General features: G+C 70.8%; 11 protein-coding genes. 7 read left to right on the forward strand and 4 right to left on the reverse strand.

Annotation, left to right across the window (positions count from 1 at the left end):
- Positions 1-18 precede the first annotated feature (18 nt).
- From QF027_RS35725 to QF027_RS35745, 5 genes are all read left to right on the forward strand, one after another.
- Entirely contained in the window at positions 19-432 is a 414-nt protein-coding gene (locus QF027_RS35725) for a (R)-mandelonitrile lyase (protein ID WP_307079251.1), read from the forward strand.
- A gap of 322 nt (positions 433-754) precedes the next feature.
- The gene (locus QF027_RS35730) at positions 755-1,405 is read left to right on the forward strand and encodes a (2Fe-2S)-binding protein (RefSeq protein ID WP_306975330.1); all 651 of its coding nucleotides are present in this window, start codon (positions 755-757) and stop codon (positions 1,403-1,405) included.
- A 12-nt stretch (positions 1,406-1,417) separates the two neighbouring features.
- On the forward strand, positions 1,418-2,398 hold the full coding sequence (locus tag QF027_RS35735; protein ID WP_306975327.1) for an FAD binding domain-containing protein: 981 nt from the start codon (positions 1,418-1,420) through the stop codon (positions 2,396-2,398).
- Positions 2,395-4,590: a xanthine dehydrogenase family protein molybdopterin-binding subunit gene (locus QF027_RS35740; protein WP_307079253.1), complete on the forward strand. Its 2,196-nt coding sequence runs from the start codon at positions 2,395-2,397 to the stop codon at positions 4,588-4,590. Before QF027_RS35735 ends, QF027_RS35740 begins: the two co-directional genes overlap by 4 nt.
- A gap of 153 nt (positions 4,591-4,743) precedes the next feature.
- The gene (locus tag QF027_RS35745; RefSeq protein ID WP_307082618.1) at positions 4,744-5,868 is read left to right on the forward strand and encodes an XdhC family protein; all 1,125 of its coding nucleotides are present in this window, start codon (positions 4,744-4,746) and stop codon (positions 5,866-5,868) included.
- Between the two features lie 72 nt (positions 5,869-5,940).
- Here the strand turns inward: QF027_RS35745 and QF027_RS35750 are convergent, their stop codons facing one another.
- The gene (locus QF027_RS35750) at positions 5,941-7,413 is read right to left on the reverse strand and encodes an APC family permease (RefSeq protein WP_306975323.1); all 1,473 of its coding nucleotides are present in this window, start codon (positions 7,411-7,413) and stop codon (positions 5,941-5,943) included.
- A gap of 49 nt (positions 7,414-7,462) precedes the next feature.
- On the reverse strand, positions 7,463-8,188 hold the full coding sequence (locus QF027_RS35755; RefSeq protein ID WP_306975321.1) for a FadR/GntR family transcriptional regulator: 726 nt from the start codon (positions 8,186-8,188) through the stop codon (positions 7,463-7,465).
- Positions 8,189-8,326: 138 nt separating this feature from the next.
- Here QF027_RS35755 and QF027_RS35760 point away from each other — a divergent pair, with 138 nt between their 5' ends.
- Together QF027_RS35760 and QF027_RS35765 are read left to right on the forward strand one after the other, a co-directional pair.
- Positions 8,327-9,754, forward strand: coding sequence for an amino acid permease (locus tag QF027_RS35760; RefSeq protein ID WP_306975319.1), 1,428 nt, complete (start codon positions 8,327-8,329; stop codon positions 9,752-9,754).
- 44 nt (positions 9,755-9,798) lie between these two features.
- Positions 9,799-10,980, forward strand: coding sequence for a pyridoxal phosphate-dependent aminotransferase (locus QF027_RS35765; RefSeq protein ID WP_307079256.1), 1,182 nt, complete (start codon positions 9,799-9,801; stop codon positions 10,978-10,980).
- Between the two features lie 46 nt (positions 10,981-11,026).
- Here the strand turns inward: QF027_RS35765 and katG are convergent, their stop codons facing one another.
- Both katG and QF027_RS35775 read right to left on the reverse strand, forming a co-directional pair.
- Positions 11,027-13,243 carry a catalase/peroxidase HPI gene (gene katG / locus QF027_RS35770; protein WP_307079258.1) on the reverse strand — a complete coding sequence of 739 codons (2,217 nt, stop codon included), beginning with the start codon at positions 13,241-13,243 and terminating at the stop codon, positions 11,027-11,029.
- Positions 13,244-13,267: 24 nt separating this feature from the next.
- Positions 13,268-13,714, reverse strand: coding sequence for a Fur family transcriptional regulator (locus tag QF027_RS35775; protein WP_306975313.1), 447 nt, complete (start codon positions 13,712-13,714; stop codon positions 13,268-13,270).
- Positions 13,715-13,770 lie beyond the last annotated feature (56 nt).

Genomic DNA, 13,770 nt, shown 5'->3' on the forward strand with positions numbered 1-13,770 from the left:
AGAGAGCAGAGAGAGATCATGGAATTCATCAAGCAGCAGCCCAGCAGCAAGGCCCCGGCGGACTGGTTCACCGGCGACGTGTGGTGGGACGTCATCGTGGCCGGACAGGCCCCGTCCAGGATGCGCGCCAACCTGGTCCGCTTCTCGCCGGGCGCCCGCACCAACTGGCACTCCCACGCTGTGGGCCAGACCCTGCACGTCGTTTCCGGCATCGCCCTGATCGGTACCCGGGACGGCACCGTCTTCGAGGCCCACCCCGGCGAGACCGTCGCCTGCCCGCCGAACGAGGAGCACTGGCACGGCGCCGCCCCCGACCGGTTCATGGAACACATCGCCCTGTGGGAGGGCACGGACGACGGCACCCCCGAGACCGCCTGGGCCGAGCCGGTCACCGACCAGCAGTACACCGGCTCCCGCACCCGCAACCGGTAGTCCCGGCCCCCCGATCACGCAGGCCAGGCCGACTCAGGACGTCGCGGGCCCCGGACGTGTCCACGACCGGGGCGACGCGGCTCCGCCCTGCCGCATCCCGCGCGAAAGTGCCCCCGATGACGTCGGCCACTCGCTCCTGACGGAGCGTAAAGGGGGAGGAAAGTCTCCCTGCCACGAGCGTTGCCGGTGGTGCGAGACTCCCGGGGTGAGCGATCGCCGCCGCCGAAGCGCGCGGTTGCCCGATTCCCCGCGGTGACGACGATCCAGACTCCCGTCCCGCTGTTGTGTACGGCCGATCCGTCAGCGATACGAAGGCGTACGTATGTCAACCGAACTCCCCGAACCTGCCGCTCCACCCCCCACCGGAGCCGACGAGTCCTCCCCGGCGCCCACCCGGCGCACGTTCATCGCCACCAGCACCGCGGTCGGTGGTGCCGTCGTCGCGGGCGGCGTGATCGGAGGCACCTTCCTCGCCGACCCGGAGGAAGCGACGGCCGCCGAGAGGCCGCCGTCCAGTCGTGTCTCCCTGACGGTCAACGGCACCCGCCATACCGTGACGGTCGACAACCGCACCTCACTGCTGGACCTGCTCCGCGAGCACCTCGGCCTCACGGGCTCCAAGAAGGGCTGCAACGCCGGGGCCTGCGGGGCGTGCACGGTCCTGGTCGACGGGCAGCGGCACAACGCCTGCCTGACGCTCGCGGTGCGTCTGGAGGGGGCCGACGTCACCACGATCGAGGGCCTGGCCGAGGGCGATCGACTTCACCCGCTGCAACAGGCGTTCATCGATCAGGACGCCTTCCAGTGCGGCTACTGCACCCCCGGACAGATCGTCTCCGGTGTCGGCTGCATCCAGGAGGGCCACACCGACTCGCCGGAGGAGATCCGGGAGTGGATGAGCGGCAACATCTGCCGCTGCGGCTGCTACGTCAAGATCGTGCGCGCGGTGGAGCAGACCGCGGGCCGGAAGTGAGGATCGGCCGCCATGCATCCCTTCTCCTACACCCGGGCTTCCGACACCCGTGAAGCCCTCAACGCCGGTCGCCGGGGCGGGCGTTACATCGCCGGGGGCACCACCTTGGTCGACCTCATGCGTGAGACCGTCGAACGCCCCGAGACGCTCGTCGACATCAGCGGCCTGCCGCTGAGCGAGATCACCGTCACCGAGCGCGGGGGCCTGCGCGTCGGCGCCCTGGTGACCATGTCCGAGGCCGCCGCCCACGCGAAGGTGCGCACCCTGTATCCCGTCGTCTCCGAGGCGCTGGAGCTGAGCGCGTCGGCCCAGCTGCGGAACATGGCGACCATCGGCGGCAACATCATGCAGCGCACCCGCTGCACGTACTTCCGGGACGTCACCGCCGACTGCAACAAGCGCGAGCCCGGCTCCGGTTGCGCCGCGCTGCAGGGCGTCAACCGCACGCACGCCATCCTCGGGACCTCCGACGATTGCGTGGCCACGCACCCGTCCGATGCCGCCGTGGCCTTCGCCGCCCTGGAGGCCCGGGTGCACCTGCTGGGTCCGGACGGGGCACGCCACATCCCCTTCTCCGACTTCCTGTTGCGGCCCGGCAGTACCCCACAACGCGAACAGGCCCTGCGTAAAGGCGAGTTGATCACGGCGGTCGAGATCCCCGCTCTTCCGCGTCCGCTCAGGTCCGGCTACCTGAAGGTGCGGGACCGGCAGTCCTACGAGTTCGCCCTGACGTCGGCGGCCGTCGCGCTGCACGTACGCGGTGGGGTGATCCGCGAGGCCAAGGTCGCCGCCGGGGGCGTGGGCACGGTGCCCTGGAAGCTGCCCGCCGTCGAGCAGCACCTCCTCGGTGAACGCCCCTCGGGGGCCCTCTGGTCGGCCGCTGCCGCGAAGGCGGCGGACGGCGCCCGTCCCCTGCAGCACAACCGCTTCAAGGTCGAGCTGCTCAAGCGCACTGTCGCACGCCAGCTGCGCGTCGTAGGAGGTACCAAGTGAGCCCCCAGCCGCAGGCAGCCGTGGGTGCGCCGCTGTCCCGGGTGGACGGCCGGCTCAAGGTCACCGGCCAGGCGCTGTACGCCGCCGAGCACGACGTCGACGGGTCCGTGCACGCCGTCATCGTCGACGCGGCCATCGGCCGCGGTCGCATCACGTCGATCGACAGCGGCGCCGCCGAAGCCCTTCCGGGCGTACTGAAGGTGCTCCACCACCGCAACGCGCCGAAGCTGCCGTACCGCGACAACTCCGGGTCGAACAATCCGCCCGGCCGGCGACTCCGCGTCTTCCAGGACGACCGCGTCCGCTTCCACGGCCAGCCGGTCGCCGTCGTGGTGGCCGCCACCCTGGAAGCCGCGCAGCACGGTGCGAGTCTGGTCAAGGTCGGCTACGACGCCGAACAGCCCTCGACCGATCTTGCCCAGGCAGAGCCGGACGAGCCGACCCGTTACGCGCGCGGTGACGCCGAAGCGGCCCTGCGCTCGGCGGCCGTACGGTTGGACCTGACGTACCGCACGGCGCGCAACCACCACAACCCGATGGAGCCGCACGCCACCATCGCCCGCTGGAACGGCGACAGGCTCACCGTGTGGGACAAGACCCAATGGGTGGTGGGCACGCAGACCGAACTCGCGGCGGTGTTCGGCCTGGAGACGGACGCGGTGCGCGTCATCTCACCGTTCGTCGGCGGCGGTTTCGGCACGGCCCTGCGCTGCTGGCCGCACGTGGTCGTCGCCGCGCTGGCCGCCCGCGAGACGAAGCGTCCGGTCAAACTGGTCCTCAGTCGCAAGCAGATGTACCTCGGTACCGGTTTCCGGCCCTCCTACGAGTACCACCTGCGACTGGGCAGCGACCGGCGCGGCCGGCTGTCCGCCGCGGTCCACGAGCTGGACGCCGAGACGTCGTCGTACGAGACGTTCACCGAGTCCATCCTGGCGGCCGGGCAGATGCTCTACAGCATGCCCAACGTGAGCCAGAGGTACCGGACGGTGCCCCTGGATCTGCCCACGCCGCTGTACATGCGCGGCCCCGGCTTCCAGACGGCCTCCTTCGTCATCGAGTCGGCCATGGACGAACTCGCCCACCAGCTCGGCGTCGACCCGATCGAGCTGCGCCGGCGCAACGAACCGAACGAGGACGAGTCGAGTGGGCTGCCGTTCTCCACCCGCCGGCTGCGCGAGTGCTACACGGTGGGCGCCCGCGAGTTCGGCTGGCACCGCCGCAATCCCGAGCCTCGCTCCACGCGTGAGGGGGACTGGCTGATCGGCAGGGGCATGGCCGCCGGCGTCTACGACACCGCACGCGCGCCGGCCCAGGCCCGGGCCCGACTGGACGCCGACGGCACCGCGCTGGTCGAGGCCGCCGCCACCGACATGGGCCCGGGTACGTACACCTCGCAGACCCAGGTCGCCGCCGACGCCCTCGGGCTGACCGTGCGCACGGTCACCTTCCGGCTGGGGGACTCCCTCTATCCGCCGACCCCACCGCACGGCGGCTCGATGACCATGGCCAGCGTCGGCTCCGCCACCCTCGACGCCTGCAACAAGGTCCGCCGCCAGGCGATCAGACTGGCGGTCGAGGACCGCGAGTCACCGCTGTACGGCGTGCCGGCCGACGATGTGGTGGTCCGGGGCGGCCGACTGCACGTGAAGAACGATCCCACGCGCGGGGAGACGTACAAGAGCCTGCTCGCCCGAAACGACCGCACCCACCTCGACGCGGACGGCTCCTTCGCGCCGCCGACGGGCCCGGAACGACACTCCTTCTACGGCTACAACGCCACCTTCGCCGAAGTGGCCGTCGACGCGACGCTCGGCCTGGTGCGGGTGCGGCGGGTCCTCGGCGTCTACGACGCGGGACGCATCATCAGCCCCAAGCTCGCCGACAGCCAGGCCCTCGGCGGCATGGTCGGCGGCATCGGCACGGCCCTGCTGGAGCACACGGCCACCGACCATCGCGACGGCCGGATCGTCAACGCCAACCTCGCCGACTACCTCGTGCCCGTCAACGCCGACATCCCCGACCTCAAGGCGGTCTACCTGGATGGCGAGGACCGCGAGGCCGACCCGCTCGGCGTCAAGGGCCTCGGAGAGCTCGTGATGATCGGCGTGGCGCCCGCCATCGCCAACGCGGTCTTCAACGCCACCGGCCGCCGCATCCGTGAACTTCCCATCACCGCGGAGGCGTTGCTCTGATCCGCGGACTTCGGTCCGGCGGGGCGCACACCGCTCGTCCGGCAGCCTCACCCGCCCGGCTGCCGGACCTCTCAGGGCCGCCGTCGCGTGACGTTTCCCCGCGTCGTGGCGGCGGCCCGCTCACCTACCGTCCTGGTCCTGCCGTGGAGAACCATGCTGAACATCGCGGACACACTGCACCGCTGGTGCCGCGAGGCACGCCCCTTCGCCCTGGCCACCGTCGTCGCCGTGCGCGGCAGCGCCCCGCTGCCGGTCGGTACGTCGGTCGCCGTGGGCGACGAAGGCGACGCGGTCGGCAGCATCTCCGGTGGCTGCGTGGAGGGCGCGGTCTACGAACTGTGCCGGCAGGTGCTGCATGACCGAGGTGCCCCCCAGCGCGCCTCGTTCAGCTACTCCGATGACGACGCCTTCGCCGTCGGACTGACCTGCGGCGGCGAACTCGACGTCCTCGTCCAGCGCATCGACCCCACGGCCCGGCCGCACCTCGTCGACGCCCTCACCGAGGTCGTCCACAGCCGACCGGCTGCCGTGGCTCAGGTCGTCGACGGCCCTGACGTGTTCCTCGGCTCAACCCTCAGCGTCTTCGGTGACGACCATTCCGCCCACGGGCGGGTGGACGGCGGGCCGGCGGACCGGGCGGTGGCCGACCGGGCCAGGGCTCTGCTGCGGGCCGGCCGCACCGCCCGCGTCGATGTCGGGGGGACAGGGGACGGATGCCCCGAGCACCTGTCCGTCCTGGTGCACGTGGCGGCCGCCCGCCCCCGCATGCTGATCTTCGGCGCGGTCGACTTCGCCGCCGCCCTCAGTCAGGCCGGCCGCTTTCTCGGTTACCGGGTCACCGTCTGCGACGCCCGCTCCGTCTTCGCCACCGGGGCACGCTTCCCGCACGCGCACGAAGTGGTCGTCGACTGGCCCCACCGCTACCTGGAACGCACCGAGGTGGATGAGAGAACCGCCGTCTGCGTCCTCACCCACGACGCCAAGTTCGACATCCCCCTGCTGCGCCTGGCACTCGACCTGCCCGTCGCCTACGTGGGGGCCATGGGCTCCCGCCGCACCCATGACGAGCGCCTGCGCCTCCTGCGCGAGCAGGGCGTCACGGACGGCGACCTGGCCCGGCTGCGTTCCCCGATCGGCCTCGACCTCGGAGCCCGCACGCCCGAGGAGACGGCCGTCTCCATCACCGCGGAGATCATCGCCCAAGCCCACCGGGGCACGGGCCGATCCCTGACCCGGACCACCGGCCCGATCCACCGGGCGCCGAGGGTGACGAGCTGAGAGTCCCGGCCAGGGCATCTCGGGGAACTGCTCGAGGAGAACTCGACGGCCGGCTCGGCCGGTGACCCCGGCTCACTCCGCGTCCGCCACCACCGATCCCACGCGCTCCGCGAGGCTCGGGTCCCGGCGGACCAGGAGGGTCGCGTAGCCGATGGCCGCGAGCAACGTGACCAGGGCGGCGTACGGGAACCAGCTGTACGGGGCCGGCTGGCCGGGCTTGGCCAGGTAGTAGAGGGGGACCAGGATGGCGAAGGCGCCGATCGCGGGCAGGACGAGGTGGCGGACGGGCCGGAACTCCTGGGGGCGGTATCGGCGGTAGTAGAGGGGAAGGGCGATGTTGGACGCCAGGTAGACCAGCAGGATCAGGATGGCGCCCAGGCTGGAGGACTCCGTGAAGAAGACCACGGGGTTCATCGAACCGCCGCCGGATCCGAGCAGATGGCCCAGGCCCCAGCCGCCGATGATCAGCAGCGCGATGACGGCGAAGGCGACGATCGCGTTGTTCGGCGTACGGCGCGTGGGATGGACGTAGCCGAAGAAGGACGGCAGCAGTCCCTCGCGCCCCGCGTTGAAGACCAGGCGAGCCTGGGAGTTGATGCCCGCGATCAGTACGCCGAGGGTGGAGGTCAGGCCGCCGACGTAGGCGAGGAACGCCAGCGCGCCGAGGGTGTGCTGGGCGACGTCGATGAACGGGATGGGGGAGGCGCCGAGCCGGTCCAGGTCGTAGCCGAAGCCGGTCACCGTGGCGTAGGAGAAGAGGATGTAGCTCACCGTCATGATCGCGACCGAGGAGAACACGGCGCGGCCGACGTTGCGCCGTGGGTTCTCCGTCTCCTCGGCGAGGGCCGCCGAGTTCTCCCAGCCGATGAACAGGTACACCGCCAGAGGGAATCCGGCCGCCAGCCCCTTGAGGCCGTGGGTGAGATGGCCGGGCAGGAACGGGGCGGCGGACAGGGCGCCGCGATGCTCGATGATCGCCGCGACCGAGACCACGACGAGCACCAGCATCTCCACGCCGAAGAAGTAGCCGGCCCACTTGGTGGAGACGACGATCCCGCGCAGCATCAGCACCACCGAAAGACCGGTGAGCAGCAGCGTCCAGACGATCCACGGCACGTCGACGCCCGTGTAGTGGTGCAGGGTGATCTGTACGAAGCCACCCGAGATCGCGATCACCGAGGCCATCGCGATGATGTAGCCGAGTCCGGCCAGCAGGGCCGTGGTCACCGCGCTGACCGGACCGAAGGTCTTGCCGACGAAGGTGGTGAAGCTGCCCGCCGAGGGGTGGGCCCGGGAGAACTCGGCCAGTGTGTTGCCGAGCAGCGCGACCGCCACCCCCGCCGCCACGATGGTCAGCGGGGACGCGATCCCCGCGGTGGTGGCGAGGAAGGCGAAGCCGAAGAAGAAGCTCATCGCCGGACCGACGTTGGCCATCGTGGCGGCGGCGATGTCCGCCATGCCGAGGACACCGCCGCGCAGCCGCTGCGGCGCGCCGCCGGCGGGGCCCGATGCCGACGAGCGGCCGACAGGTCCGGGTACCGGCATGGGACAGCTCCTTCAGCGAGGTCGGCGGCACAGGAAAGGGGAGAAGTGGTCAGTTCAGGCCGGCGTGCCGGTGCGCCTTCACCGCGCGTACCGCCGGGTCCATCGCGCCGCGGGTGAGTTCGTCGAGCAGCTCGGCGTGGCAGCGGTTGCGGGCCCGTACGACCGAAGCGGCCGGCGCGGGCCCCAGCAGGCACTGGCGGCCGAGCAGGTCGGCGGCGAACTCACGGATCCCGACGCCGCCGAGCGCCTCGGCCAGGTCGAGGTGGAAGCGGGTCTCCAGTTCGAGCAGCCGGGCCGGGTCCTCGGCCAGGTCCAGCTCCTCGACCAGGGTGTGCAGTCCGTCGAGCCGTCCGTCCGGGACCTCACCCGCACCGTGCGCCACGAGGCCGCATTCGAGCAGCAGATGGAAGGACTCCAGCGAGGCCGTCTCGTCGGCGTCGTGCAGCACGGCGACGACCGCGTCCCAGTCGGCCGCGACGAAGGTGCCGCCCGACCGGCCCCGACGGCGGTCGAGCAGGCCGTCCTGGCACATGGCCTCCAGCGCGCGGCGCACAGTGATCTCGCTGATTCCCAGTTCCTCGGCGAGGACGCCCGCGTCCGGCAGCCGGTCGCCCGGCGCCACGGACCTCAGCCGTATCCGCAGGGCGATCCTGGACCGGACGAGTTCGGCTCCCGTGGTGCCCCGGCCGGCCAGGACGCGGGTGTCCCACACCCCGCCGACCTGCGCGGGCGCCGCCTGGTTGTAGGGCCCGAACTTGCCCGCTGCGTTCACCACGACGCCACCCTAACGGCCTGCTGAGCGACGTTACGGGGGACGGCGGCACGGCGTGCTCTGCATGTACGGAAAATAGAGCAACCTGAACAGTTAAACAAGACTGTTTTTTTTGATCGTGCTGAACTAATTTCCCGGTCCATGACCGCAACCCTCCCCGAAACCCCTCCCGCTCAGTCCGGTGGCCTGCAGGCCGGACTCAAGAACCGCCACCTGTCGATGATCGCGATCGGCGGCGTCATCGGCGCCGGCCTGTTCGTCGGCTCCGGCTCCGGCATCGCCGCCGCCGGCCCCGGCATCCTCGTCTCGTACGCCCTCGTCGGCGTCCTCGTCGTCCTCGTGATGCGCATGCTCGGCGAGATGGCCGCGGCCAACCCCACCTCGGGCTCGTTCTCCGCCTACGCCGACCGTGCGCTGGGCCGCTGGGCCGGCTTCACCATCGGCTGGCTGTACTGGTTCTTCTGGGTCGTGGTGCTCGCCGTCGAGGCGACCGCCGGGGCCAAGATCCTGGCCGGCTGGATGCCGGCGGTCCCGCAGTGGGGCTGGGCCCTGATCGTCATGGTCGTCCTGACCGCCACCAACCTGGTCTCGGTGAGCTCCTACGGCGAGTTCGAGTTCTGGTTCGCCGGCATCAAGGTCGTCGCGATCGCCGCGTTCATCGTGGTCGGGGGGCTCGCGATCTTCGGGCTGCTGCCGGGTTCGGACCACCCGGCCTCCGGTTTCTCCAACCTCACCGCGCACGGCGGCTTCCTGCCCAACGGCCCCGGAGCGATCCTCACCGGCGTCCTGATGGTGGTCTTCTCCTTCATGGGCAGCGAGATCGTCACCCTCGCCGCGGGTGAGACCGCCGACCCGCGGGCCGCCGTCACCAAGGCCACCAACAGCGTGATCTGGCGGATCGCGGTGTTCTACCTGGGCTCGATCCTGATCGTGGTGTCGCTGCTGCGCTGGGACGACCCGGCCATCCTCAAGGACGGCTCGTACGTCGCCGCCCTCAGCTCCATCGGCATCCCGCACGCCGCCCAGATCATGAACGCCATCGTGCTGACCTCCGTGCTGTCCTGCCTCAACTCCGGTCTGTACACGGCCTCGCGCATGGCCTTCTCGCTCGGCCGCCGCAGCGACGCCCCGGCCGCGTTCGGGCGGACCACGGGCCGCGGCGTGCCGCAGGCGGCCATCCTGGCCTCGGTGGTCTTCGGCTTCGTCGCGGTCGCCTTCAACTACCTGTGGCCCGACACGGTCTTCCAGTTCCTGCTCAACGCCTCCGGTGCGATCGCCCTGTTCGTCTGGCTGGTGATCTGCTTCTCCCAGCTGCGGATGCGAAAGATCATCCAGCGGGAGTCGCCGGAGAAGCTGGTCGTCCGGATGTGGCTCTACCCCTACCTCACCTGGGCCACCATCGCCCTGATCACCTTCGTCCTGGGCTACATGCTCACCGACACCGCGGACGGCGGCGGCCGCGACCAGGTCGTCCTGTCCACCCTGGTCGCCCTGGCCGTGGTGGTCTACGCGGTGATACGCCAACGCCGGGCCGCCCGGACCGAGCCGAAGCTCTCCGAACAGGTCTGACCTGCGGGTTCTCCGGCCTTCGTCGACTTTGGCATGATTCCCGCATGAGGATCTCGCAGCGCGCCCAGTCCGTCGCGCCGTTCTACGCCATGGAGTTCGGCAAGCACGCCGCGGCGCTGGAGGCCGCGGGGCACCGCGTCGTCAAGCTCAGTCTCGGAGAACCGGACTTCGGGGCGCCGCCGGCCGTGCTGGACGCGCTGCGGGAGGCCGTGGGCAGCAGGCCCATGACGTACACGGGGGCGCTCGGGCTGCCCGAACTGCGGCAGGCCATAGCGCGGTTCTACGGCGATCAGCACGGCGTCGACGTCGATCCGGGCCGGGTCGTCGTGACCGCGGGGGCGTCGGCGGCACTGGTGCTGGGCGCCGCCGCCCTCGTCGACCCGGGGGACGAGGTGCTCATCGCCGACCCGTCCTACCCCTGCAACCGGCAGATCGCCGAGAGCTTCGGGGCGCGGGTCACCCTCGTCCCCACCAGCGCCGGGTCGCGGTACCAGTTGGACACGGCCGCGGTGCGGTCGTACTGGACGGACCGCACCCGCGGGATCATGGTCGCGAGTCCCTCCAACCCGACCGGCACCTCCGTCCCGGCCGACGAGCTGGCGGCCATCTGCGAGCTCGCCCGGGAGCGGGACGCCTGGCGGATCGTCGACGAGATCTACCTCGACCTCGGTGATCACGACGCGCAGGGGCGGCCGCCGCGCAGTGTGCTGTCGTACGACCAGGAAGCCGTCGTCATCAACAGCTTCTCCAAGTACTTCGGGATGACCGGCTGGCGGCTGGGCTGGTGTGTCGTGCCCGAGGCGCTGGTGCCCGCGCTGGAGCGGCTGGCCCAGAACTACATGATCTGTGCCTCCACCCCCGCCCAGCACGCCGCGCTCGCCTGCTTCACGCCCGAGTCGCTCGCCGTGTGCGAGGAGCGGCGGGCCGAGTTCGGGCGACGCCGGGCCCTCGTCCTCGACGGGCTCGCGCAGATCGGGCTGCCGGTGCCCGTGCCGCCCGACGGCGCGTTCTACGTGTACTTCGACGTCAGCGGCACCGGGCTCAGCTCGTGGGAGTTCTGCGGGAGGGCGCTCCAGGAGGCGCACGTGGCCCTCACACCGGGGCGGGACTTCGGAGTGGGGACCGCCGAGACCCATGTACGGCTGTCCTACGCGGCCTCGGCCGACGAACTGCGCGAGGGGATCGCGCGGCTCGGGAAGTTCGTGGCCACGCTCGCCCGGACATGACACAGGGGCCGGTCCGTGTGGACCGGCCCCTGCGTCGTTCAGTCGATCAGACCAGGTCGAAGCGGTCCAGGTTCGAGACCTTGACCCACGCGTCGACGAAGTCCCTCACGAACTTCTCCTTCGCGTCGTCGCTCGCGTAGACCTCCGCGAGGGCGCGCAGCTCGGAGTTGGAGCCGAAGACCAGGTCGGCACGGGTGCCGGTCCACTTCAGCTTGCCCGTCTCCGCGTCGCGGCCCTCGAAGGCGCTCTGGTCCTCGGAGGTGGACTTCCACGTCGTGCCCAGGTCGAGCAGGTTGACGAAGAAGTCGTTGGTCAGGACACCCGGACGGTCGGTGAAGACGCCGTGCGCCGTGCCGCCCTGGTTGGCGCCCAGGACCCGCAGACCACCGACGAGGACGGTCATCTCGGGGGCGCTCAGGGTGAGCAGGTTCGCCTTGTCGAGCAGCAGGTACTCGGCCGGCAGGCGGTTGCCCTTGCCGAGGTAGTTGCGGAAGCCGTCCGCGACCGGCTCCAGCGCCGCGAAGGACTCGACGTCGGTGTGCTCCTCGGTGGCGTCCACGCGGCCCGGCGTGAAGGGGACCTCCACGTAGTAGCCCGCGTCCTTGGCGGCCTGCTCGACCGCCGCGGCACCCGCGAGGACGATCAGGTCGGCCAGGGAGACCTTCTTGGCACCGGTGTTGAACTCGGCCTGGACGCCCTCCAGGACGCGCAGGACCTGGGCGAGCTGCTCGGGGTCGTTGACCTCCCAGCCGCGCTGCGGCTCCAGACGGATGCGGGCGCCGTTGGCGCCGCCGCGCTTGTCGCTGCCGCGGAAGGTGGACGCCGAGGCCCACGCCGTGGACACCAGCTGCGAGACGGTCAGGCCCGTCTCCAGGACCTTGGCCTTGAGCGACGCGATGTCGCCGGCGTCGATGGTCTCGCCCTCGGTCTGCGGCAGCGGGTCCTGCCACAGCATCGTCTCCGCCGGGACCTCCGGGCCGAGGTACAGGGACTTCGGGCCCAGGTCACGGTGGGTCAGCTTGTACCAGGCGCGGGCGAAGGCGTCCGCGAACTGGTCCGGGTTCTCGTGGAAGCGCTTGGAGATCTCGCCGTAGATCGGGTCGAAGCGCAGCGAGAGGTCGGTGGTGAGCATCGTGGGCCGACGCTTCTTCGACGGGTCGTGGGCGTCCGGGATGATCTCCTGGGAGTCCTTGGCCACCCACTGGTTGGCACCGGCGGGGCTCTGGGTGAGCTCCCACTCGTAGCCGAAGAGGATGTCGAAGAAGTCGTTGCTCCACTGGGTGGGCTTGGTGGTCCAGGTGACCTCGAGACCGGAGGTGATGGCGTCGCCGCCCTTGCCGGTGCCGTGGGTGGACTTCCAGCCCAGGCCCTGCTCCTCCATGGAGGCGGCCTCGGGGTCGTTGCCGACCGCGTCGGCCGGGCCCGCGCCGTGGGTCTTGCCGAAGGTGTGGCCACCGGCGATGAGGGCGACGGTCTCCTCGTCGTTCATCGCCATGCGGCGGAACGTCTCGCGGATGTCGCGGGCCGCGGCCAGCGGGTCCGGGTTGCCGTTGGGGCCCTCGGGGTTGACGTAGATGAGGCCCATCTGGACGGCGGCGAGCGGGTTCTCCAGGTCACGGTCACCGGTGTAGCGCTGGTCGTCGAGCCAGGTGGTCTCGGGACCCCAGTAGACGTCCTCGTCGGCCTCCCAGACGTCGGCGCGGCCGCCGCCGAAGCCGAAGGTCTCGAAGCCCATGGTCTCCAGGGCGACGTTGCCGGTGAGGATCATGAGGTCGGCCCAGGAGATGGACTGGCCGTACTTCTTCTTCACCGGCCACAGCAGACGGCGGGCCTTGTCGAGGTTGCCGTTGTCCGGCCAGCTGTTCAGCGGCGCGAAGCGCTGCTGGCCACGGCCGCCACCGCCGCGGCCGTCGCTGATGCGGTAGGTGCCGGCGCTGTGCCAGGCCATCCGGATCATCAGCGGGCCGTAGTTGCCGAAGTCCGCGGGCCACCAGTCCTGCGAGGTGGTCAGCACCTCGGCGATGTCCCGTTTCACGGCGTCCAGGTCGAGGGCCTGGAAGGCCTCGGCGTAGTCGAAGTCCGCACCGAGCGGGTTCGCCACGACCGGGTCCTTGGCGAGGATCTTCAGGTTCAGTCGCTCCGGCCACCACTGGCGGTTGCCGCCGCCCTGGGTGGGGTGCGGGGCGCGCCCGTGCGCGACCGGGCAGCCACCGGCGCCCTCAGCCTTGGGGTCGGTGACGATTGCATCGGGGTTCTCAGACATTTCAGTCCTTCCGAACTGGGTGGATCACGGTGCTGAAGTAAGCCTTTGGGGGGAACAGTCGGGGCACAGGCCCCAGTAGATGACCTCGGCCTCGTCGATCGAGAAGCCGCGGTCGTCGGAAGCTGTCAGGCAGGGCGCGTGACCGACGGCACAGTCGACGTCGACGACGGCCCCGCACGACCGGCAGACCAGGTGATGGTGGTTGTCCCCGACCCGTCCCTCGAACCGCGCCGGGCTGCCGGGCGGCTCGAGGCGACGCACGAGACCCGCCGCCGTGAGCGAGTGCAGGGCCTCGTACACGGCCTGGAGGGATATGTGGCCGAGACGGTCGCGCACTCCCGTGGCGATCGCGTCGGCCGCGAGGTGGTCACCGGCCCGGACGGTCTCGAGCAGGGCGACGCGCGCGGCCGTCACCCGCAGGCCGGCACCGCGCAGCTCGTCGGCGGTGTTCGGAAGCCGGGGGGCGGTCATGCGACCAACCTACCCCCATAAACACGAATGGTTCAAGAAATGGAACCGTTCCAAAT

The organism is Streptomyces canus (assembly GCF_030816965.1).
Taxonomy (GTDB): Bacteria; Actinomycetota; Actinomycetes; order Streptomycetales; family Streptomycetaceae; genus Streptomyces; species Streptomyces canus_E.